This is a genomic window from Rhodococcus sp. NBC_00294 (assembly GCF_036163995.1).
Classification (GTDB): domain Bacteria; phylum Actinomycetota; class Actinomycetes; order Mycobacteriales; family Mycobacteriaceae; genus Rhodococcoides.
Genome location: NZ_CP108043.1, coordinates 4,241,968 through 4,264,027 on the forward strand (window position 1 = coordinate 4,241,968; position 22,060 = coordinate 4,264,027).

Consider the following 22,060-nt stretch of genomic DNA (forward strand, 5'->3'; position numbering starts at 1 on the left):
TGCCCACCGGCAGTCTCGCCATTCTGCGCTCCGCCACAGGAGTGCTCAGATGCCCGAAAGGCACTCGAACTCTTCATGACTTCTCCCTCCTTCGCCGACCTCGGCGTCAGTGACCGTCTCGTCCGCGCTCTCACAGCTGCCGGCATCGCGTCACCGTTCCCCATCCAGGCGGACACCCTGCCCGACACGCTGAAGGGTCGCGACGTCCTCGGACGCGGAAAGACCGGCAGCGGAAAGACTCTCGCGTTCTCCATCCCCATGGTGTCCCGGCTCGGCGAGACGTTCTCGGGCGTCCGCAAGCCCAACCGCCCGCGTGGTCTGATCCTCGCCCCCACCCGTGAGCTGGCCACCCAGATCGCTGCCGCCCTCGAGCCGCTCACCATGGCGTCGAACCTGCGCGTCACCACGATCTTCGGTGGCGTCTCGCAGGCACGCCAGGTCACCGCGCTCAGCCGCGGCGTCGACATCGTCGTCGCCTGCCCCGGTCGCCTCGAGGATCTGATGAAGCAGCGTCTGGTGACGCTCGACGACATCGAGATCACCGTGCTCGACGAAGCCGACCACATGGCGGACCTGGGCTTCCTGCCCGGCGTCACGCGCATCATGAAGGCCACACCCTCGCACGGACAGCGCATGCTGTTCTCGGCGACGCTGGACAACGGCGTCGACAAGCTGGTCAAGCAGTTCCTCACCGACCCGGTGCAGCACTCCGTCGACGAGGAGAACTCCCCCGTCGCCGCGATGACCCACCACATCTTCGAGGTGGGCGGTGTCGACGGCAAGAAGGCGCTGGTCCAGCGTCTCGCCTCCGGTGAGGGTCGCCGCATCCTCTTCATGCGCACCAAGCACCAGGCTCGCAAGCTGGCGCGTCAACTCACCGAGGCCGGCATCCCGTCCGTCGACCTGCACGGCAACCTGTCGCAGGCTGCGCGTGACCGCAACCTCGCTGCGTTCTCCAACGGCGATGCGCGCGTGCTCGTGGCCACGGACGTCGCGGCGCGCGGTGTGCACGTCGACAACGTCGAGCTGGTCGTCCACGTCGATCCGCCCGCCGAGCACAAGGCCTACCTGCACCGCAGTGGCCGTACGGCCCGTGCGGGCAGCGCCGGCGACGTCGTCACCGTCGTCCTGCCGGAGCAGCGTCGAGACCTGTCGGTCCTGATGCGCAAGGCCAAGATCGACGCGGCGCCGCAGCGCGTGACCGTCGACTCACCGGCCGTCCAGGAGCTGGTCGGCGATGTCGCGGCCTACGTCAAGCCCGCTCCCAAGGAGGCCGCACCGGCTCCGAAGCAGCAGCAGCCCGGACGCGGACGCTCCACCCGCGGCGGTCATGCCGGCAACTCCAACGGGGGTTCGGGTCGACGTCGTCGCCCCACCACCGCGCGCAGCGAATCAGCCGGTTACCGGGGCTGATCGCCGAGCGATCCCGACGCTGAGCACCGCCGCCACGACGCAGAGACCAGCTGCGCCGAACCAGGCGGCGGTGTACTCACCGGTGGCATCGCGCACGACCCCCGCCACCACGGACGCGATGCCCGCGCCCACCTGGTGCGAGGCGAACACCCAGCCGAAGACCAGCGGCCCCTGCGTGCCGAACACCTCGCGGCACAGAGCGATGGTGGGCGGCACCGTGGCGACCCAGTCGAGGCCGTACACGACGATGAACACCACGATCGACGGGTGCAGGGCGTCGGACAGCAGCGCCGGCAGGAACAGCAGGGCGACGCCTCGGAAGGCGTAGTACGCGCCCAGCAGCAGTCTCGGATCCACCCGGTCGGTGAGCCAGCCCGACGCGATGGTGCCCACGATGTCGAAGATCCCCACCACGGCCAGCAGTCCCGCGGCCGTGGTCTGCGGCATGCCGTGGTCGTGCGCGGACGGGATGAAGTGCACCCCGACCAGCCCGTTCGTGGTGGCGCCGCAGATCGCGAAGCCCACCATCAACGCCCAGAACGTCCGCACGGACGACGCGTCCCGCAGTGCTCGGATCGCCCGCATCGCGGGATTCCCCGTGACGAGCACCGGGGCGGCCTGCTCGGTCGCCCCGTACGGCAGCTCCCCCACCTCCTCCGGGGAGTTCCGCAGGAACAGCAGGACGAACGGCACCACGGCCAGCGCACCGCCCGCCACGACCAGTGACGCCGTCCGCCATCCCGAGCTGTCGGCGAGCGCGGCGACCACCGGCAGGAAGATGAGCTGACCGGTCGCGGACCCGGCCGTGAGGATGCCGGACACGAGCCCGCGCCGCCGCACGAACCAGCGGTCGGTGACCATGGCGGCGAAGACGAGTGCCATCGATCCGGTACCCAGGCCGATGAGCAGTCCCCACGTCAGCAGGATCTGCCACGGCGCGGTGACGAACACGGTGAGGGCGCTGCCCAGGGCCACGACGGTGAGGGCGACGGACGTCACCGTCCGGATGCCGAAGCGGTCCATCAGTGCCGCCGCGAACGGTGCGGTCAGCCCGAAGAGCAGCAGGTTGACACCCACCGCCGCGGACAGCACGCCGCGCGACCAGCCGAACTCGTCGGTGATCGGCACCATCAGCACCGACGGAGCGGCGCGGAACCCCGCGGCCCCGAGGAGTGCGAGGAACGCCACGGCGGCGACGATCCAGGCCCGGTGCACGCGTCTCGGGCGCGTGATCTGCACGGCGGCGTCGGAGTCGGACGTCATGGCTCACTTTCTCGTTCCGCGGGTCTCCGTCGGAACGGGAACCGGACACGCCGGTGGCACACTCGAGGGGTGAGATCCAGGACGGCCACAGGTCGCGGTACGAAGACGCTACACCCGGACGAACTCGCGACCGGATCGGTGATGACCGCCCTCGCCGTCGCGTTCTCGGTGATCGGCGCCCTCATTCCCGTGGCGGGTGCGCTGCAGATCGTCGCCATCGTCCCGTTGGCCGTCATCGCCCACCGCCACCGCCTGCGGGCACTGGCCGTCGCCGGTACCGCCGGCATGCTCGTGTCGTTCGTCGCGGGCGGGTTCGGCACCGCGCTGACCATGACGATCTCCGGAGTGCTGGCCGGGATCGTCGGAGTGAGCGTCCGACGCGGACGTGGGTTCACGTCGGTGCTCACCCTCTCGCTGCTCACCGGCGCCGTGGTGGGCGCCCTCTCCGTGCTGATGCTGCTGATCCTCAGCGGACTACGCGAGCTATTCCTCACCGTCCTCGACAACTCGATCCGCGGCAGTGCGGACATCGTCGGCAGGATCGCACCCGCCGAGGACGTCGCCACCGCCGTGGCCGACTACGCCTCCTTCGCCCTGGGGTACTGGTGGGTGCTCGTCTTCGTCTCGGCGCTTGTGTCGACGGCCGTCAGCGGCGTCGTCGCGTGGTGGGTGCTGCGCGCCACCCTGTCCCGCCTCGGCGAGCTGGCGTCGCGGGGCGAGTTGCCCGACGTCGTGGTCACCCCCGACGACGCGGCCGCACCGCACCCCGTGCCCGTGCGGTTGACGGGCGTGACCTACCGCTACCGGGGCGGTCACGACGACGCGCTGGGCCCACTCGATCTCGAGATCGTGCCCGGCCGTTTCGTGGCCGTCGTCGGCGCCAACGGATCCGGCAAGTCGACCCTCGCTCGCATCCTGGTGGGCACCGAGCCGACGGGCGGCCGGATCGACCGGACGGGTTCCACCGGGCTCGGCCTGATCGGCGGAACCGCGATGATCCTGCAGCACCCCGAGTCCCAGATCCTCGGCACCCGCGTGGCCGACGACGTCGTGTGGGGCCTGCCGGCGGCGGCGCGGCCGACACCGGACCGTGTGGAGGCCCTGCTCGCCGAAGTGGGCCTGGCCGGGTACGGGCTGCGCGACACCGGCAGCCTGTCCGGTGGCGAACTGCAGCGCCTCGCCGTCGCCGCGGCGCTGGCTCGCGAACCACGGCTGCTGGTCGCCGACGAGGCCACCGCAATGATCGACCCGGTGGGTCAGCGCGATCTCGTCGAACTGCTCGCCCGGCTCCCCCGTCGCCACGGCATGGCCGTCGTCCTCATCACCCATCGCGCGACCGAGGCAGCGCTGGCCGACGACGTCGTACGGCTGCACCGCGGCCGCCGGGTGATGCACGACCCGAACTGGATGTCGTCGACTCCGCTGCGGACGGATCCGCTGCCGCCGCCCGGACCACCGTTACTGGTGCTGCGCGGCGTCGGACACGTGTACGACCGACGCGGTCCGTGGGCCACCCGCGCGCTCGAGGGAATCGACCTCACGGTGCATCGCGGCGAGGGGTTGCTCGTCATCGGCGGCAACGGCTCCGGCAAATCCACGCTGGCCTGGATCATGGCCGGCCTGACGAAGCCCTCCGAGGGCACGTGCGAGCTCTCGGGCAAGGCCACGTCGTCGTCCGTCGGCACCGTCGCGCTCTCGTTCCAGCACGCTCGATTGCAACTGCAGCGCCGCACCGTGTCCGAGGACATCGAGGCCGCGGGAGGAACCGACGTGGGCACCATCGACGTCAGCCGTGTTCTCGACCAGGTGGGACTCGATCGCCGCATCGCGGGCGCGCGTGTCGACGAACTGAGTGGCGGGCAGATGCGGCGCGTCGCGCTGGCCGGACTGCTGGTGGGCAAGCCGGACGTCCTGGTGCTCGACGAACCGCTCGCCGGACTCGATCCGCCGGGTCGACGGGAGATCACCGCTCTGCTCACCCATCTGCGCCGCACAGGGCTCACCCTCGTCATCATCTCGCACGACGTCGACACCCTGGCGTCCGTCCGATCGCGCACCGTCGTGCTCGACCACGGCACCCTGCAGCTGGGGTCCACCGACGACACCATGGAACGAGGAGTGACCCGATGAGAGGCACGCTGCTCCGCGAACTTCCGCGGGAGACGTCGGTCCACCGACTCTGGGCGGGAACGAAACTCGTGGCGGTCACGCTGCTGGGCGGGTCGCTGGTGGTCTACCCGACCTGGCCGATGCTCGCCGCGGTGTCCGTCGTCCTGCTGCTCGCGGCGATCGCCGCGCGGGTCCCGGTGTTCGCGATCCCCGTTCCGCCGTGGTGGCTCTGGGGACTGGTCGCGTTCGGTGCCGCGGTGAACTCGGTGGTCGGCGTCGACGCCGTGTGGATCTACTTCCGCGGCATCCTGTTCGGCGTCGTGCTGCTGTGGGCGACGCTCACCGTGGCCTGGACGACGTCGATGGCGGACATCGCACCGGCCATCGCCACTCTGTTGTCGCCCCTGCGCAGAGTCGGTGCGCCCGTGGACGAGTGGGCCGTCTCGATGGCTCTGCTGCTGCGGTCGCTGCCGATGTTGGTCGACGACGTCTACACGCTGGTGGCCGCACGCAAGCTCCGACCCCGCAAGAGCACGCGCAGCGGCAAGACGCAGGACACATTCCTCATCGACATCATGGCCGCCATCATGTCGGTGGCCATCCGGCGGTCGGCCGACATGGGCGAGGCGATCGCGGTGCGCGGCGGCAGCGGCAGCATCACGTCGGGCCGACGTCGCCCGCACGGATCCGACGCGGTCGCCCTGGTGCTGGTGATCGCCGCGTGCGCGACGGGGGTCGTACTGTCCTGACGCTCAGGAGAAGACGGTGACGAACGTGTCGACGGACTTCTCGATGTCGCCCTTGAGCGCCCGCGCCACACCGGATCCCACGGGACCGAACAGGGGCGCGCCGCCGAGATCGATCGTCATCTTCAGCTCGGAGCCGTCCTTCTTCTCCGCGACGGTGAGCTTCAGCGAGACCTTGACCCCGCCCTTGCCCGCGCCCTTCAGCTCGAGCTCGCGCGGCGGGGAGTACTTCTTCACGGTCCACTGCACCCGGTTCCGCATGCCCTTGACCGACACCACGGACGCCATCTGCGTGCCTTCGGACAGTTCGGCGGGCAGGTCACTGCGCCACCCGTCGTGAATGCTGAGCCATTCCTCGTACCGCGTCAGATCGGATGCGCCGTTCCAGGCATCCTCCGCGGACAGAGGAACGATGCGGACCACCTCGAGTTTCGCCACCGCGTCAGACTAGCCGGTGGGTGTGCTCGTAGTGGCCCGCATCGCGATCGGACTGTCGTCGAGATGTCAGTGAGCGGATGCCTTCTCGGCGCCGACGCCCGTCATGGACCGCACCTCCATCTCCGCCGCCTTGTCGGTGCTCTCGTTGTCCTTGCTCGTCAGCGTTCCCACGATGCCGAGGATGAAGGCGAGCGGGATCGAGACGATGCCCGGGTTCGACAGGGGGAACCAGGCGAAGTCCGAGCCCTTGATCATCGCCGTCGCCGAGCCGGACACGGCCGGGGAGAAGATGATGAGCACGATGGTGGAGATCAGACCGCCGTACATGCTCCACAGCGCGCCGCGCGTGGTGAAGCGTCGCCAGAAGAGCGAGTACAGGATGGTCGGCAGGTTGGCCGCCGCGGCGACCGCGAAGGCCAGCGCCACGAGGAAGGCGATGTTCTGTCCGTTGGCCAGGATGCCGCCACCGATGGCGAGGATGCCGATGACGACGGCGGTGATGCGAGAGACCTGGACCTGCTTCTTGTCGTCGACCTTGCCCTTCTTGATGACACCGGCGTAGATGTCGTGAGCGAAGGACGCGGACGCCGTGATGGTGAGGCCGGCGACGACCGCGAGGATCGTCGCGAAGGCGACCGCCGAGATGACGCCCAGCAGGATCACCCCGCCGAGTTCGAACGCGAGAAGCGGTGCGGCAGCGTTCTGTCCGCCGGCCGCGGCGAGGATGCGGTCCGGTCCGACGATGGCGGCGGCGCCGTAGCCGAGCACCAGCGTGAAGAGGTAGAACGCACCGATCAGCGCGATCGCCCAGACGACGCTGCGACGGGCTTCCTTGGCGGTGGGCACCGTGTAGAAGCGCATGAGCACGTGCGGCAGGCCGGCGGTGCCGAGCACCAGGGCGATACCGAGCGAGACGAAGTTCAGCTGCGACGTGGCCGAGCCGCCGTACTGGGCGCCGGGGGCGAGAACGTCACGCGCGGCGACGGTCTCGGAGACCGAGTCGCCGACCATGGTCTGCGCGCTGCCGAGGATCTCGGACAGGTTGAAGCCGAACTTGGCCAGCACCATCACCGTCATGAGACCGGCACCGGCGATGAGCAGCGCGGCCTTGATGATCTGCACCCAGGTGGTGCCCTTCATACCGCCGACGAGGACGTAGACGATCATCAGGACGCCGACGACCGCGATGACGATGGACTGTCCCGTGCGATCCGAGATGTCGAGGAGCAGTGCGACGAGGCCGCCGGCTCCGGCCATCTGCGCGAGCAGGTAGAAGAACGACACCGTGAGTGTCGACAACGCGGCGGCGGTACGCACCGGGCCCTGCTTGAGGCGGAAGCTCAGCACGTCGGCCATCGTGAACTTGCCGGTGTTGCGCAACATCTCGGCGACGAGAAGCAGGGCGACGAGCCACGCGACGAGGAAGCCGATGGAGTACAGGAAGCCGTCGTAACCGTAGACGGCGATGGCGCCCGCGATGCCGAGGAAGCTCGCCGCGGAGAGGTAGTCACCGGCGATGGCGACACCGTTCTGCGGTCCGGAGAAGCCGCCGCCCGCGGTGAAGAACTCCGCGGAGGTGGCGTTCTTCTTGCTGGCCTTGATCACCACGGCCATGGTCACGATGACGAAGACCGCGAAGATCGAGATGTTGACGAGCGGGCTGCCGACGGTCTCGGCCTCGATCGTCTGCTGGGCCAGGAACTGCTGCGCGGCAGAGTAGGTGGTCACTGGAGGGGTCCTTCGAGTTCGTCGCGGATCTTCGCGGCACGGGGGTCGAGCTCACGGTTCGCGAACTTCACGTAGATGCCGGTGATGGCGAACGTCGTCACGAACTGTCCGAGTCCGAGCAGCAGTCCGACGTTGATGTTGCCGAAGACGCGGGTGGCCATGAAGTCGTGTGCGTACGCCCCGAGGAGCACGTACGTCGTGTACCAGATGAGGAAGAAGGCGGCCATCGGGAAGACGAAGCCGCGCAGGCGCTTCTTGAGTTCCTGGAACTCGGGCGTGGCCTGCATGTCGACGAAGTCCTGGGGGGACGGGGTCCGGGGTTCGGGGTGTGCGCCCGAATGGGGTTGTGCGGTGGTCACGGGTGCTCCTACGTGTCGGGAGATACTCGGATGACGGTAGTGAGACCACCATCACACCGATACGGCGTGGCGCCGATCACACGCCGAGCAGCGCGCCGGTGCGCCGAACGGTCTGCCGGGCGGGACGAACGGTCGTGCCGCTCACTGCTTGCGCAGTCGCTCCACGCCCAGACCGAGGCGTTCGGGTGCGTGCATGGCCGACATGATGCGGCCGATGTCCAGCGGTATCGAGGACCGAGTCGCCAGCGACACCGTCACCATGACGGCGAAGGCGAGGGGCACGCTGACCGCCGCCGGGTAGCCGACGATCGCCGCGGCCCACCCACCCAGGAGCTGATCGGACACCCCGCCGAGCACGGCGAGGGATGCGGCGGCCGTGGAGACCCCGCCGCCGACGATCAGCCCCGCGGCGGCCCCGGCGGCGGTGAGACCGCGCCACCAGATGCCGAGCACCAGCAGCGGACACAACGTCGACGCCGCGACGGCGAACACGAGCCCGACGGTGCGGGAGAGGTCGAGCGTCACCAACCCGACCGACAGCAGCAGCGGACCGGTGCCGGCCACGATCGCGGCGATCCGGAAGTCGCGCACCCGGCCGCGCAGGACGTCGGTGCTGAGCACTCCGGCGATGGTCACCAGCAGTCCCGACGACGTGGACAGGAACGCCGCCATCGCGCCCGCGGCGACGAGTGCGGCGAGCAGCAGCCCCGGCACCCCGTCGATGGCCGCCGACGGCAGCAGGAGCACGGCCGCGTCGGATGCTCCGGTGATCAGCAACTGGGGAACGTACAGGCGTGCGAACACACCCAGCACCGTCGGGAACAGGTAGAACACCGACAGCAGACCCACCACGGTCAGCGCCGTCCAGCGAGCCGCCGGCCCGTCCGGGTTGGTGTAGAAGCGCACGAGGACGTGGGGCAACCCCATCGTGCCGAGGAACGTGGCGAGGATCAGCGAGTACACCTGGTACAGCGGGAAGGGACCACCGAAACCGTTGCCGGGCGAGAGCCAGTCGGAGCCCTCGACCGGTGCGCCCGCCACCACGGGGACCGGCGATCCGGCCTCGAGTTCGAGCACCGTGCCCGACTGCAGCGTGTGGTCGCCCGCGTCGAGTGTCGTCGGTCCGTCCACCGCGGCGCCGTCGACGGTGCCGCGGACCACGACGTCGAGGTTCTCCTGCACCTGCACGACGACGTCGGTACTGATGTCGACAGTCGTGGCGGTGTCCACGGACGGCGGTGCGGGGGTGCCCATCTCGCGCGGATCGGCCGCGAAATGCACCGCGAGCACCAGCGCCGGTACCGCGACGGCCGTCAGCTTGAGCCAGTACTGGAACGCCTGGACGAACGTGATGGAGCGCATGCCGCCGCCGACCACGTTGAGGATCACGATCACTCCGATGACAGCCGCGCCGACCCAACTGGGAACGCCGAGAAGGATGTTGAGGGTGAGCCCGGCGCCCTGCAGCTGCGGGACGAGGTACAGCGCGCACACCCCGGCGACCACCAGCATGGCCAACGTGCGGAGCCGCGCCGAACCGAGGCGGAACTCGGCGAAGTCCGGCACCGTGTACGCACCGGACCGTCGCAGCGGCGCCGAGACGAACAGCAACAGCCCGAGATACCCGGCCGTGAAGCCCACCGGGTACCACAGTGCGTCGGCACCGTACTTGGCGATCAGGCCCGCGACCCCGAGAAACGATGCGGCCGAGAGGTACTCACCGGACACGGCCGCGGCGTTCCACCGCGGACCCACGCTACGGGAGGCGACGAGGAAGTCGGAGGTGGTGCGCGCCAACCGGACTCCGTACGCGCCCACCGCGACCGTGGCCACCGCCGAGAAGATGACGGCGAGCACCGTGGGGACGGACACCATCAGCGCGTGCCGGACGTGAGAGCGCCGGCCATCAGTCCTCCACCAGTTCGGTGAACTCCTGCTCGTTGCGCTCGGCCGAACGGACGAAGAGGTACCCGGCGACCAGCAGGACCGGGTACGCGGCGACGGCGAGTGCCCACCACGGAACCCCGATGCCGGCGATGCGTGCGGTACCCGCGGCCGGCGCGAACACCCACACCAGCGGGACGATGCCGAGGATCAGGACGACGACGGCCGCGGTGCGCAACGCGAGCGCCAACTGTGCGCGGACCAGGCCGTTGATCATGGCCTCGCCCACCTCGGTCTGCTCCTGGACCTCCACCCGGGTGCGCACGATGCGTGCGCCGCGGCGCTGGGCCAACACCACCTTCTCTCGCTGCGCCGCCATCTCAGGAACGGTGCTGTCCGGCGAGTGCCGCTCGTGGGCCGCGGACGAGCCGATCGCGGAGTTCGCGGGTGTGGCGACGGCTCACCGGGAGCTCGACGGGTGGGCAGGCACCCGTGCCGCGCAGGCAGACCACCAGTCCGGACCCGACGGTGCGGGTCCCCCCGACCTGGCCGACGGACACGAGGTACGACCGATGGACGCGCAGGAATCCGTGGTCGGCCCAGCGGGACTCCAGCGTCGAGAGGGCGATCCGCACCAGGTGGGTGCCGGTCGTCGTGTGCAGCCGGGCGTAGTCGCCCTCGGCCTCCACCCAGACGACGGTGGATCGCGGCACCATCGTCGTCACACCGCCGAGCTCCACCGGGATCACGTCGTCCTGGTCGCTGCGCCCCGCGGGACCCGGTACCGCGCCGGACCTCTTGTCGACGACGCGGCGGACAGCGTCGGACAGGCGCTGGTCACGGATCGGCTTGAGGAGGTAGTCGACGGCCCCGATCTCGAAGGCGGCGACGGCGCGATCGTCGTGGGCCGTCACGAAGACGACCGCCGGCGGTGAGGCGAAGTTGCTCAGCACTCCGGCCAGTTCCATGCCGTCGAGTCCGGGCATGTCGATGTCGAGAAAGACACCGTCGACCGGCGCGTCGCGCAGGATGCGCAGCGCCGTGGTGGCGTCGCTCGCGCCCTCGACCGATCCGACCGCCGGGTGGCGGCGCAGCAGGTAGACGAGTTCGTCCAGGGCCGGCCGCTCGTCGTCCACGGCGAGCAGCCGCAGGGGCCGGTCGGCAGCGGCGGGCGTGGTCGCCTCGGTGGCATGGGTGGGGCTCATGGCGTCTTCATCGTGCCATGTCGCGCGCGCACGTCAGGGCCGGATGCCTGCCCGAAATTTCGGGATCCGCATACTCACCTTGGTGCCGGCGTCCGGCGCGGTCTCCACCACCAGGCCGTAGTCGTTGCCGAAGGCGGCGCGCAACCGGTCGTCGACGTTGGCGAGTCCGACGTGCACCCCCTCCTCCGATCCCAGGTCGCCGGAGCGCAGCAGTTCCGGATCCATGCCGACACCGTCGTCCTCGATGCTGATGGCCGCGTCCGTACCCGCGTCCGCCGCGATGACGGTGATGCGGCCGCGTCCCCGGCCGGCGACGCCGTGGCGCACCGCGTTCTCGACGAGGGGCTGCAGCGCCAGGAACGGCAACACCACTCCCAGTACCTCGGGAGCGATCTGCACCGTCACGTCGAGGGAGTCACCGAAACGCGCGCGCTCGAGCGTGAGGTACCGGTCGATGTTGCGGAGCTCGTCGGAGAGCACCGTGAACTCCCCCGCCGTGCGGAACGAGTAGCGCGTGAAGTCGGCGAACTCGAGGACCAGCTCGCGCGCACGATCGGGATCGGTCCGCACGAACGACGCGATAGTCGTCAGGGCGTTGTAGATGAAGTGCGGGCTGATCTGGGCGCGCAGCGCCCGGACCTCGGCCCGGTCGAGGCGTGCTCTGCTCGCGTCGAGTTCGGCCAGCTCGACCTGCTCGCCGACGTACCGCGCGACCTCGGTGCAGGCCCCGAGAAGACCGGGACCGGGTTCCTCCAGCGTGACCACGCCCAGCACGCAGACCACGCCGGCGCCCTCGGTGAGGACCGGCTGCACCACCACCGAACGTGCCGGGGCGTCCGCGGTCGCGGCGGTGCGCAGCAGCACCCGACGCTCGGTGTCGACGGCGCGGCGGGCGACCACGGGGAACTCGTCCAGGGTCCCGTCGACGGGACCGTCGTGGCCCAACACCGTCCCGTCCGGTCCCGCCAGGACGACGGCGGCGGCACCGGTCAGTGTGCGCAGGTGCGGCGCCGCCTCCGACGCGGACGCGGCGTCGAGGCCCCGCCGCAACGGGCGTGCCGCGAGCGATGCGGTGTGCAGCGCGGCGTGCACCGCGCGTTCGGTGGGCGTGGTCAGCGGGCGCGTCCCCCGGCGCGTGATGACGACGACCGCACCGGCGACGACCGCGGCCATCACCAACAGGACGACCGCCGTGGTGGCTGTCACGGCACCTGGTCACACGTGTTCGTCGGTTGTCCGGTTCCCGCGAACCGCTGGGTGATCCAGTCGATGCCCTCGATGTTGGCGGCCGAGTCGGCGTGGCCCTGGTCCGCCCGGACCCGGTAGTCGATGACGTCGCCCTGCGCGCACGCTCGGCGGGACGCGTCCTCGGTCCACTGCGGCAGGATGAGATCGTCTCGCGAGCCGACCAGCACCATCATCGGCGCCGCGGCCCGCCCCTGCGGTAGGGCGTTGTCCGACAACCACTCTCGAATGGCGGCGTACGCCTCCGGCGAGCTGGGGCGCACGTCGTCCGGTCCGATGGATCCCGCGGCCGTCAGCTTCCCGGCGGCCAGGGGTCCCGTGCAGGCCAAGAGGACGTCCTTGTTCTCCAGCAGTCCGCCGCTGAGGAAGTCCGCGTCGGTGTACTCCGGATGGTCCACCAGGAAGCCCTCGACGACGAACGGCATGATCGCCTTCTGCGGCAACGTGAGCTGCCCCAGTCCGGACTCCGGGGCGATCGGGCTGATGTCCGCGGCCGGGGACAGGTTGGCCGATCCCAGGAACTCGAGCCCGTCGCCGTACTCCGCGGCCATCTCGGCGGCGGCCCAGGTGGCCTGCCCACCCTGCGACACGCCCAGCGCCGCCCAGCGAGTCCCGCTGCCCGGCGCCACGTTCCGCGCTGCGCGGACAGCGTCGATGATGTCGTGGCCGGCCGACGAGGCGTTCAGGTACGGATGCGGATCGTCGGTTCCCAGGCCCTCGTAGTCCGTCACCGCGACGACGGCGCCGCGTTCGAGCATCGGCGTGACCAGGCCGATGGAGCCGAGCAGATTGGGATAGAGGGACGGTGCGCACTCGTCGGTCACACCCGTCGTGCCGTGCCCGACGGACACGACCGGCCATCCCCCCTCGGGCGGTGCGCCGGCCGGGACGAACACCGTGCCCGTGACGTCGACACCGCCGCCGTCCACCCCGGACGTCGAGCGGTACGTGATGCGGTGCGCCGTGGCGCCGAGATTGGTGACCGCCTGGTCGACCTGACCGAGGAGCACGTCGGCGACCAGCGAGCCGCGCTCGTCGCCCGTGGGGGCAGGAGAGCGGGGTGCCGCGTCGGTGGTCGCGTCGTTCCCCGGGGTGGGCGCGGGATCCGAGGACGCACATCCCGACAGCATCAGCATCGACGCCGCCAGTGCCGATCCCAGCAGGACGGGGACCCTGCCGCGCAGTCCTGGTCTCGAACCGATCCTGCACACGTTCACTCTCGACCTCTTTCCGCCATGAATCGCTGCAACCGTGTCTCGGTGGCGGCCTGCTCGATGTCGAGCCCGTCCAGAACCGCGGCGAGAACCTCGTCGTCGAGGTCCCCCGCGTCGCGTGCGGCGAGCAGCGCCTCGCGCTGTCGCCGCAGTGCGGTGCGCCGCCATCGATCGAACACCGCGCCGGAGGACCGCGCCCGCGCGGCCCTCTCCTGATCGTCCTCGTCCTGCTCCGTGCGGAGTCGGCCCAGCATCACGCGGCGCACCCGATCGACGACCTCGGCGGCCTCGGTTCCCTCGACCTTCGTCATCGCCTCGTCGAGCGACTCCTCGACCGCACGGCGGGCGATCTGCCGAGCGAGTGCGCGCTGCTCGTCGAGATGCCGGGCCTCGTCCGGGTCGGAGATGTCCAGCCGTCGGATCACCAGCGGCAATGTCACCCCCTGGATCAGCAGGGTTCCGACGGCCACGGTGAAGGCGATGGCCTGGATGACTCCGCGCCCCGGGAAGTCGTCCCCCGCGAGGGTGGTGAAGGGGACACCGGCGGCCGCCGCGAGGGTCACCACTCCGCGCATCCCGGCCCAGGACAGGACGACGTTCTGGCGCCAGGTCAGTTCCGCGTCCTCGGTCGACCGAGCCCGGTGGTAGACGCGTCGCAGCGCCGAGCCGGCGAACAGCATCACCGGACGCACCGCCATGACGAGCGCGAGGACCAGAAGTCCGTACAGGAAGATGTGGTGGACGGGCAGCCCCTCGCGGCTGATGTCGTCGATGACGAACTTGAGCTGCAAGCCCATGTAGGCGAAGACGAAGGTCTCGAGGAGCAGATCGAGCGTCGGCCAGACGTGCCGCTCCTGGATTCGCGTCGGGATCGCGTCGCCGCTGCGCGCCGAACCGAGCACGAATCCGGCGGTGACGACGGCGAGCACACCCGAGGCGTGCATCTGCTCCGCGGCGAGGTAGGCGGTGAAGGGAACGAGGATGCCCAGCACGGTCTCCAGCGCGCTGTCCGCCATACGGCTGCGGACGAAGCGCACGAGTCGGCTGAGCACGTATCCCACGGCGACGCCGCCCACGACCTCGTAGACGAAGAACAGGAGCGGCGAGTCGATGCCGACCCGGCTTCCCGTCACGGAGGCGACGGTGATGGTGAACAGGGTCAGCGCCGCCGCGTCGTTGACGAGTGATTCGCCGGTGAGGATCGCCATCATGCGCGCGGGCAGACCCAGCTTGCGCCCCACTGCTACCGCGGCGACGGCGTCGGGCGGCGCGACCACGGCGCCGAGGACCAGGGCGGCGCCCAGTGTCAGCTCCGGGACGAGCCAGTACGAGAAGTACCCCACCGAGACGGTCGTGATGACGACGAGACCGACGCCGAGCCGGACGATGGAGCGGAAGTTGTGCGCGAAGGAGCGGAACGAGAAGTTCAACGCTGTCGAGTACAGCAGGGGCGGAAGGATCACGCCCAGAAGGAGTTCGGGTTCGAGAGCGGGACGCGGCAGCCCGGGGACGAACGAGGCGACCGACCCGACAGCGACGAGAACGAGGGGCACCTGCAGATCGAGGCGCTTGGCGAAGCCGGCGATGACGACGGCCCCGACGATCACCAGAAGCAGGAGCCACCCGTCCATCGACTCGACTACCGCGCGGGTCTGCTACTTCTCGGGGATCGCCTTCTTGGCGGCGTCCTGGACCTTGTCGATCTTGTCGGCGTACTTGCCCTGCGTCTTCTTGTCGGCGAAGTCCGCTGCCTTGTCCACGGCCTTCTCGATCTTGTCACTGTTCTGAGCGGCGGCCTTCTTGCCCTGGCCGATCAGCTTCTTGAGGTTGTCCACGAGTGCCATGGTCGTCACGATACCGCGCCGGACCACCAACGCCGGTGCGGGAGAGGACGCGCGAGATCGACTCGCTGGCCCGGCATCGGCACCACCACCGAGATCCGCTCCGCCTCGGCGGCCGTCAGCAGCCGCTCCACGGGTTCGGACCACGGGTGGAACGCGAGGTTGAAGGTCGCCCAGTGGACGGGCACGACGATGCCGGAGGACGGGGTGCCCTGCTGCAGGTCACCGTGCGACCGCGCCGCCTCCTCGGGGTTCATGTGGATGTCCGGCCACCGGTCGTCGTAGGCGCCGACGGGAAGCAGGGTCACGTCGAACGGACCGAGCCGCGCGCCGATGTCCGCGAACGCCTCGGTGTAGCCGGTGTCGCCGCCGAAGAAGGCCCGGTGCTCCGGACCCACCACCGACCACGACGCCCACTGCGTGGTGTCGCGCACCAGGGACCGGCCCGAGAAGTGTCGTGCCTCCAGGCACGTGACGGTGAGCGATCCGATGCGGACGTCGTCGTTCCAGTCGAGCTCGACGATCCGGTCCTCGGGAACCTTCCAGCGGCGCAGATGGGCGCCCACCCCCAGCGGCACCAGGAACGGCGCCGACTGCGACGTGAGCAGCGTGGCCACCGTGTCACGGTCGAGGTGGTCGTAGTGATCGTGCGAGATGACGATGGCGTCGACTTGCGGAAGCGCCTCGGCCGCAACGGGTACCGGGTGCAACCTGGCCGGTCCGAGAACCCGCGACGGTGAGACCCGCCGGCTCCAGACCGGATCGGTGAGCACGCGGTGACCGTCGATCTCGACGACCACCGAGGAGTGCCCGAACCAGGTGACGGCCAGGTCCCCGGCCTCCGCCGGCGCGAGCGGGGTGGCCAACGGCACGGCGCGCTCGGGTCGTCCCGAGCGGCCGCGCGTGAGCATCGCGGCTCCGATGCTCGCCTGCTCCCCCGCCGCGACCGGCGAGCTGCTGCGTGTGTTGTGGAACTTGCGGTCCCGGTAGTGCGAGGACGCGGCGGCGTACGGACGGATGGCACCGCGTCCGGCGCCGACGGCGGACGGCACACCCCACGCCGCGCGCGCGAGCCAGGACAACCCTGCGGCGGCGAGCCCGATGGACACTGCTGCGGTGGCTGGTTTCACGCCTCCGACACTAGTCCACGGTTGATGTGTACCGACTTCACAAGTATCGGCTCACGTCTGTTCCGGCAGGATGTGCTCCCCCGTCTTGTCGGTGCTCAGCGACAGCGACGAGATGTAGAGCGTCTCCCCGTTCGGCCCCTTCTTGGCCGACGCGATCATGTCCGGCCGCTCGAACTCCATTCCCGACACCGAGCACAGCAGCGTCGCGTCGGACGGGTTGCCGTACTCGTCGAACATCGGCAGATCGATGCCGTCGTCGGTGCGCCGCAGGTAGTACTTGCCCTTGGTCGCGATCGCCAGCACGGGCGGCAGCACGATCGCCAGTACCAGCGCCACGATGGGCGAGTACGGCTTGATCGCCGGCCCGAACGCCCCGAAGAACACGAGGATGGACAGGATCGCGGACACCGCCATGGAGCCGAAACCGACGGGGTTCACCGCGTAGAGCATCCCCCTGCGGAACTCCGGCACCTTCGGGGACAGCTTCAGCAGGTACTTGTTGAACACGATGTCGGAGGCGACCACCGCGATCCAGGCGATACCGCAGTTCGCGTAGAACCCCAGGATGTTGTTGAGGAAGTCGAACATGTTGGCTTCCATCAGGATCAACGCGATCGCGAGGTTGAACAGCACGAAGACCAGGCGTCCGGGGTAGGACTTGGTGACGCGGGTGTACGAGTTGGTCCACGCCAGGGAGCCCGAGTACGCGTTGGTCACGTTGATCTTGATCTGCGAGATGACCACGAGCACCACGGCGAGGGTCATGGCGAGCCAGCCCGGCATGAAGTTCTCGTAGATCTCGAGGAACTGGTGCACCGGCTCGTTGGCGATCGACGATCCGTCGACCACGTTCGCGATGAGGTACACGGCGAGGAACAGTCCGACGATCTGCTTGAGCGCACCGAAGATGACCCAGCCCGGCCCCGCGAGCAGGACGGCCGTCCACCAGCGACGCGAGTTCTCCGGCGTCTTGGGCGGCATGAAGCGCAGGTAGTCGATCTGCTCCGCGATCTGAGCGATCAACGAGAGGCAGACACCCGCGGCGAGCATGACGGATCCGAGGTTCACACCGGTGCCGGCGGCACCGTCGGCACCCCCGTAGGCCATGAACTGACCGATGGAGTCGGGGTTGCTCACCACGAGATAGACGAACGGCAGCACCATGAGGATCAGCCACAGCGGGGTCGTCCACACCTGCAGTGTGGCGAGCGCCTTCATGCCGTAGATGACCAACGGGATGACCATCAGGGTGGACACCGCGTACCCGATGGGCAGCGGGATGTTCAGCCCCAGTTCGAGGCCCTGGGCCATGATCGACCCTTCGAGCGCGAAGAAGATGAACGTGAACGTCGCGAAGATGACGTTGGTGACCACCGACCCGTAGTAGCCGAATCCGCTTCCGCGCGTGATCAGATCGAGGTCGATGTTGTAGCGCGCCGCGTAGTAGGCGAGCGGCAGACCCGTCAGGAAGATGACCACGGCGAACACCAGGATTCCCCACAGCGCGTTGCCGGTGCCGTAGGAGATGCCGATGTTGGCGCCGATCGCGAAGTCCGCGAGGTAGGCGATTCCGCCGAGAGCCGACGTCGCCACGACGCCGGTCCCCCACTTGCGGTAGCTGCGCGGGGCGAAGCGCAGCGTGTAGTCCTCGAGCGTCTCCTTCAGTGCCGCCGACTGCTTCTGACTGTCGGACGTGAGCGTGGAGTCGGGTGGAACGTCTCCGAGAGCGGTCATGGTCGGGTGCCTCCGGTCGTGTCGCACGCCGTGGCGGCGCGATGCGAGATGACCGTAGGAACGCTGTGTTGCCGGACTGTACGCACTCTGTGTCGAGTGCGTTACGTGGTGCCGGGGTGTCGCCTTTGTCCGAATCGGCAGGTCAGCGACCCCGATGTCGTCACTGACCCTGGAAGACCGGGCGTCGCTTCTCCTTGCGCGCGATCCGCGCCTCCACGGCGTCGTTGCTCGCCCAGGCGGCCGCGAACGCGTCGAGCTGCGTGGCGTTCGCCTCGTCACGTGTGCCGTCGTCGTTGAAGACGAGTTTGAGGTGACGCAGCGACAGTGGCGCCAGCTGCGCGATCTCCTCGGCCCACGCGTGCGCGACGTCGAGATCGCCGAGTTTGTTGGCCAGTCCGCACGCCAGCGCCTGCTCGGCGGACAACTGCTCGGCACCCAGAAGCACCGTGCGGGCAGGACCGCCGCCGGCCAGCGACACCAGCCGCTTGACGGTCCAATTGTCCACGGCGATGGCCAACCGGGTGGAGGGAATGGCGAAGAAGGCGCCCGAGTCGACCACCCGCAGGTCTGCGGCGATGGCCAACTGCGTGCCCGCACCCACAGCAGGCCCGTTCACGGCGGCGATGACCGGGACCGACACGGTCTGGAGCGCGCGGTTCATCGACAGCAGCGCCTCGGGGAACTCGTCGGCGATGGCTTCGCCCGACAGATCGGCGCCCGCGCAGAAGCTCGTGCCCTCGCCGGTGATCACGACGACGCGGGTGCCGTCCGCCTCGGCACCCTCCACCGCCTCACGCACTTCGGTGCACAGAGCCGTGTTCAGAGCGTTGCGGCGCTCCGGTCGCTGCAGTTCCACGGTGAGAACCGCGCCGTTCCTGGTGATACCAATGGTCACGTTGTGTCTTCTCTCTGCGTGGAACGAAGTGTTCTGTGAGACCCCCTTACGCGAATTTACCGGGTGCGGAGCCCTGACTGGTGTACTGGACGGGTGCAACACGTCGACGTCGCAGTGATCGGTGCCGGGCAGGCCGGTCTGTCCGCGGCCTATTTCCTGCAGCGAGCGGGGCTGCGGGCATGGGACGACTACGTCGTGCTCGACGGTGCGCCGGCTCCCGGTGGGGCGTGGCAGTTCCGCTGGCCCTCCCTGACCCTCGAGACCGTCAACGGCGTGCACGACCTCCCGGGCATGGCCTTCGCGGACACGCTGGCACCCGACGTCGACCCCGCTCACGTGCCCGCGTCGTCGGCGGTGCCCGAGTACTACGCGGCGTACGAGAAGCACTTCGCGCTGCCCGTGCGGCGGCCGGGACGGGTGTCGGTCGTCTGCGACCGGGACGAGACGACGATGCGGTACCGGGTGGAGGCCGAGCAGGGCGACGTCCACGCACGGGGCTTGATCAACTGCACCGGCACCTGGGAGCACCCGTTCGTCCCGCGCTACCCCGGCATGGAGACGTTCACGGGGCGCCAACTGCACACGCGCGACTACACCTCGGCGGAGGAGTTCCGCGGCGAGCACGTCGTCGTCGTCGGAGGCGGGATCTCCGCGGTGCAGTTGCTCGACGAGATCTCGCGCGTGACCACCACGACGTGGGTGACCCGCCGCGAGCCCGTCTTCCTCGAGCGGGACTTCACACCCGAGGTGGGCCGCGCTGCCGTCGCGCAGGTCGAGGATCGGGTGCGCCGCGGACTGCCGCCGGGATCGGTGGTGTCGGTGACCGGTCTGATCCTCACCCCCAGCTTGTGCGAGGCCCGCGATCGCGGCGTCCTGGTACGGCGGCCCATGTTCGCGGAGGTCACACCCGACGGAGTGCGGTGGGACGACGGCACCGCCACCCGGGCGGACGTCATCCTGTGGGCCACCGGGTTTCGCAGCGCGCTCGATCACCTCGCGCCGCTCCGACTGCGCGGGCCGGGCGGCGGCATCACGATGACCGGCGCGTCGGCCACTCGAGTGGCCGCGCGGCCCACCGTCCATCTGATCGGATACGGTCCGTCGGCCAGCACCATCGGCGCCAACCGTGCGGGACGCACGGCCGTGCGGGAACTACTTCAGGAGCTGGGCGAGACGTGAGTGCCGTGGTCCGTGTCGACGACCTGTCCGCCTATCGCGGCGAGCGCACGCTGTTCGACGGTCTCGACCTCACCCTCGGACCCGGCGACGTCGTCGGGCTGGTCGGCGCGAACGGCGCCGGCAAGTCGACGCTGCTCGGCCTGCTGGCGGGCACGGCGACCGGGGTCGACCACGACGGCACGGTCACGCTCACCCCGTCGGACGCCACCGTCGGCCACCTGGCGCAGGAGGTCTCCCGCGTTCCCGGTGAGACCGTCGAGATGTTCCTGCAGCGCCGCACCGGAGTGCGCGCGGCCGAGGACGCGATGAACGCGGCGGCGGAGACGCTCGGCGACGCGAGCGCGTCGGACGATCTCTACACACCGGCACTGGAGCGGTGGTTGGCGCTCGGCGGCGCCGATCTGCCCGAGCGAGCCGAGTCGGTGCTCGCCGGCCTGGGCCTGGACGCGGCGCTCGACACCGAGATGTCCGCCCTGTCCGGTGGGCAGGCGGCCCGCGCATCACTCGCGGGAATCCTGTTGGCGCGCTATGACGTCCTGCTTCTCGACGAGCCCACCAACGATCTGGATCTCGCGGGACTGGACCAGCTCGAGAACTTCGTGACGAGTACCCAGTGCGCCGTGATGATCGTCAGTCACGATCGTGAGTTCCTGGCGCGCACCGTCACCGGCATCGTCGAGCTGGACCTGGCGCAGCAGCAGATAGCGGTCTACGACGGCGGGTACGAGGCCTACCTCGTCGAGCGCGACGTGGCGCGTCGTCACGCACGGGAAGAGTTCGAGCAGTACGCCGACACCAGGTCCGGGCTCGAGGATCGCGCTCGGATGCAACGGAACTGGCTCGAGCACGGCGTGCGGAACGCTCGACGCAAGAGCAAGGACAACGACAAGGCGAGCCGGAAGGTCCGCGCCGAATCGACGGAGAAGCAAGCCGCGAAGGCGCGCCAGACCCAGCGACGCATCGAACGGCTCGACGTCGTCGAGGAGCCGCGCAAGGAGTGGGAACTGCGCATGGAGATCGCGGCGGCGCCCCGCAGCGGCAGCGTCGTGGTCTCCGTGAACTCCGCCGTCGTGGAGCGGGGGGCGTTCCGGCTCGGGCCGGTGACGGCACAGATCGACGCCGGGGACCGCATCGTCGTCACCGGCGCCAACGGCTCGGGCAAGACCACCCTGCTGCACCTGCTGCTGGGCCGCATCACGCCGACCAGTGGATCCGTGAGCATCGGCTCCGGAGTCGAGATCGGCGAGATGGACCAGGCCCGTTCGGCTTTCGACGGACCCGACTCGGTCGCCGACGCGCTGGCAGCCTCCGTTCCGGACTGGCCGGACGCCGACGTCCGCACACTCCTGGCGAAGTTCGGTCTCCGCGGACAGGCCGCCCTGCGGCCGTCGGCATCCCTGTCCCCCGGCGAGCGCACCCGAGCGGGACTCGCGCTGCTGCAGGCCCGAGGGGTGAACCTGCTCGTGCTCGACGAGCCCACCAACCACCTCGACGTCCCCGCCATCGAGCAGCTCGAATCGGCACTGGAGACCTACGAGGGAACGATGCTCCTGGTCACCCACGACCGGCGGATGCTCGACTCGGTGCGCAGCACGCGCCGGTGGACCGTCGCGCAGGGCGTTCTGCACCAGGACTGAGGATTTCCCCACCCGATCGTCGCAGTTCCTGCCGATCGGC

19 protein-coding genes are annotated in these 22,060 nt (G+C 69.6%); 5 read left to right on the forward strand and 14 right to left on the reverse strand.

Annotation, left to right across the window (positions count from 1 at the left end; all coding sequences use genetic code 11):
• Positions 1–75 precede the first annotated feature (75 nt).
• A complete protein-coding gene (locus tag OHB23_RS19850; RefSeq protein ID WP_222627727.1) occupies positions 76–1,413 on the forward strand; it encodes a DEAD/DEAH box helicase in 1,338 nt (445 codons plus the stop codon).
• Here OHB23_RS19850 and OHB23_RS19855 read toward each other — a convergent pair.
• A complete protein-coding gene (locus OHB23_RS19855) occupies positions 1,393–2,676 on the reverse strand; it encodes an MFS transporter (protein ID WP_222627729.1) in 1,284 nt (427 codons plus the stop codon). The genes OHB23_RS19850 and OHB23_RS19855 overlap by 21 nt on opposite strands.
• A gap of 69 nt (positions 2,677–2,745) precedes the next feature.
• Between OHB23_RS19855 and OHB23_RS19860 the strand changes: the two genes are divergently transcribed.
• The gene (locus OHB23_RS19860; protein ID WP_328810228.1) at positions 2,746–4,806 is read left to right on the forward strand and encodes an ATP-binding cassette domain-containing protein; all 2,061 of its coding nucleotides are present in this window, start codon (positions 2,746–2,748) and stop codon (positions 4,804–4,806) included.
• Positions 4,803–5,534 (forward strand): energy-coupling factor transporter transmembrane component T family protein, encoded by a 732-nt coding sequence (locus OHB23_RS19865; protein ID WP_027504179.1) that lies wholly within the window; start codon positions 4,803–4,805, stop codon positions 5,532–5,534. Before OHB23_RS19860 ends, OHB23_RS19865 begins: the two co-directional genes overlap by 4 nt.
• Positions 5,535–5,537: 3 nt before the next feature.
• Here the strand turns inward: OHB23_RS19865 and OHB23_RS19870 are convergent, their stop codons facing one another.
• From OHB23_RS19870 to OHB23_RS19930, 13 genes are all read right to left on the reverse strand, one after another.
• Positions 5,538–5,969 (reverse strand): type II toxin-antitoxin system Rv0910 family toxin, encoded by a 432-nt coding sequence (locus OHB23_RS19870; protein WP_056446917.1) that lies wholly within the window; start codon positions 5,967–5,969, stop codon positions 5,538–5,540.
• 66 nt (positions 5,970–6,035) lie between these two features.
• On the reverse strand, positions 6,036–7,697 hold the full coding sequence (locus OHB23_RS19875) for a solute symporter family protein (RefSeq protein WP_328810229.1): 1,662 nt from the start codon (positions 7,695–7,697) through the stop codon (positions 6,036–6,038).
• Entirely contained in the window at positions 7,694–8,056 is a 363-nt protein-coding gene (locus tag OHB23_RS19880; RefSeq protein WP_027504182.1) for a DUF485 domain-containing protein, read from the reverse strand. The genes OHB23_RS19875 and OHB23_RS19880 overlap by 4 nt, the downstream gene beginning before the upstream one ends.
• Before the next feature lie 141 nt (positions 8,057–8,197).
• Positions 8,198–9,931, reverse strand: coding sequence for a sodium/solute symporter (locus OHB23_RS19885; RefSeq protein ID WP_056446914.1), 1,734 nt, complete (start codon positions 9,929–9,931; stop codon positions 8,198–8,200).
• A gap of 31 nt (positions 9,932–9,962) precedes the next feature.
• Positions 9,963–10,319 (reverse strand): hypothetical protein, encoded by a 357-nt coding sequence (locus OHB23_RS19890; RefSeq protein WP_027504184.1) that lies wholly within the window; start codon positions 10,317–10,319, stop codon positions 9,963–9,965.
• Between the two features lies 1 nt (position 10,320).
• Entirely contained in the window at positions 10,321–11,145 is an 825-nt protein-coding gene (locus OHB23_RS19895; RefSeq protein ID WP_051612976.1) for a LytR/AlgR family response regulator transcription factor, read from the reverse strand.
• Between the two features lie 33 nt (positions 11,146–11,178).
• The gene (locus OHB23_RS19900) at positions 11,179–12,318 is read right to left on the reverse strand and encodes a sensor histidine kinase (protein ID WP_037184426.1); all 1,140 of its coding nucleotides are present in this window, start codon (positions 12,316–12,318) and stop codon (positions 11,179–11,181) included.
• Positions 12,319–12,347: 29 nt separating this feature from the next.
• The gene (locus OHB23_RS19905) at positions 12,348–13,526 is read right to left on the reverse strand and encodes a lipase family protein (RefSeq protein ID WP_442973049.1); all 1,179 of its coding nucleotides are present in this window, start codon (positions 13,524–13,526) and stop codon (positions 12,348–12,350) included.
• Positions 13,527–13,603: 77 nt separating this feature from the next.
• A complete protein-coding gene (locus OHB23_RS19910; protein ID WP_328810231.1) occupies positions 13,604–15,235 on the reverse strand; it encodes a Na+/H+ antiporter in 1,632 nt (543 codons plus the stop codon).
• 24 nt (positions 15,236–15,259) lie between these two features.
• Complete coding sequence (locus OHB23_RS19915; protein ID WP_042575922.1) at positions 15,260–15,448, reverse strand: antitoxin; 189 nt, start codon at positions 15,446–15,448, stop codon at positions 15,260–15,262.
• Between the two features lie 5 nt (positions 15,449–15,453).
• A complete protein-coding gene (locus OHB23_RS19920; protein WP_235578801.1) occupies positions 15,454–16,575 on the reverse strand; it encodes an MBL fold metallo-hydrolase in 1,122 nt (373 codons plus the stop codon).
• 51 nt (positions 16,576–16,626) lie between these two features.
• A complete protein-coding gene (locus tag OHB23_RS19925; protein WP_051612977.1) occupies positions 16,627–18,309 on the reverse strand; it encodes a purine-cytosine permease family protein in 1,683 nt (560 codons plus the stop codon).
• A 160-nt stretch (positions 18,310–18,469) separates the two neighbouring features.
• Positions 18,470–19,204 (reverse strand): enoyl-CoA hydratase, encoded by a 735-nt coding sequence (locus OHB23_RS19930; RefSeq protein ID WP_027504192.1) that lies wholly within the window; start codon positions 19,202–19,204, stop codon positions 18,470–18,472.
• A gap of 93 nt (positions 19,205–19,297) precedes the next feature.
• Between OHB23_RS19930 and OHB23_RS19935 the strand changes: the two genes are divergently transcribed.
• Positions 19,298–20,383: an NAD(P)-binding domain-containing protein gene (locus OHB23_RS19935; protein ID WP_328810232.1), complete on the forward strand. Its 1,086-nt coding sequence runs from the start codon at positions 19,298–19,300 to the stop codon at positions 20,381–20,383.
• On the forward strand, positions 20,380–22,020 hold the full coding sequence (locus OHB23_RS19940; protein WP_328810233.1) for an ABC-F family ATP-binding cassette domain-containing protein: 1,641 nt from the start codon (positions 20,380–20,382) through the stop codon (positions 22,018–22,020). Before OHB23_RS19935 ends, OHB23_RS19940 begins: the two co-directional genes overlap by 4 nt.
• The last annotated feature ends 40 nt before the right edge of the window (positions 22,021–22,060 follow it).

Excerpts from the sequence above, each read along its gene's own strand:
- OHB23_RS19900 (WP_037184426.1), bottom strand. The coding sequence starts at position 12,318 with ATGGCCGCGGTCGTCGCCGGTGCGGTCGTCGTCATCACGCGCCGGGGG.
- OHB23_RS19915 (WP_042575922.1), bottom strand. The coding sequence starts at position 15,448 with ATGGCACTCGTGGACAACCTCAAGAAGCTGATCGGCCAGGGCAAGAAG.
- OHB23_RS19905 (WP_442973049.1), bottom strand. The coding sequence starts at position 13,526 with ATGCTGATGCTGTCGGGATGTGCGTCCTCGGATCCCGCGCCCACCCCG.
- OHB23_RS19885 (WP_056446914.1), bottom strand. The coding sequence starts at position 9,931 with ATGGTGTCCGTCCCCACGGTGCTCGCCGTCATCTTCTCGGCGGTGGCC.
- OHB23_RS19865 (WP_027504179.1), top strand. The coding sequence starts at position 4,803 with ATGAGAGGCACGCTGCTCCGCGAACTTCCGCGGGAGACGTCGGTCCAC.
- OHB23_RS19925 (WP_051612977.1), bottom strand. The coding sequence starts at position 18,309 with ATGACCGCTCTCGGAGACGTTCCACCCGACTCCACGCTCACGTCCGAC.
- OHB23_RS19895 (WP_051612976.1), bottom strand. The coding sequence starts at position 11,145 with ATGAGCCCCACCCATGCCACCGAGGCGACCACGCCCGCCGCTGCCGAC.
- OHB23_RS19855 (WP_222627729.1), bottom strand. The coding sequence starts at position 2,676 with ATGACGTCCGACTCCGACGCCGCCGTGCAGATCACGCGCCCGAGACGC.
- OHB23_RS19850 (WP_222627727.1), top strand. The coding sequence starts at position 76 with ATGACTTCTCCCTCCTTCGCCGACCTCGGCGTCAGTGACCGTCTCGTC.
- OHB23_RS19910 (WP_328810231.1), bottom strand. The coding sequence starts at position 15,235 with ATGGACGGGTGGCTCCTGCTTCTGGTGATCGTCGGGGCCGTCGTCATC.
- OHB23_RS19890 (WP_027504184.1), bottom strand. The coding sequence starts at position 10,319 with ATGGCGGCGCAGCGAGAGAAGGTGGTGTTGGCCCAGCGCCGCGGCGCA.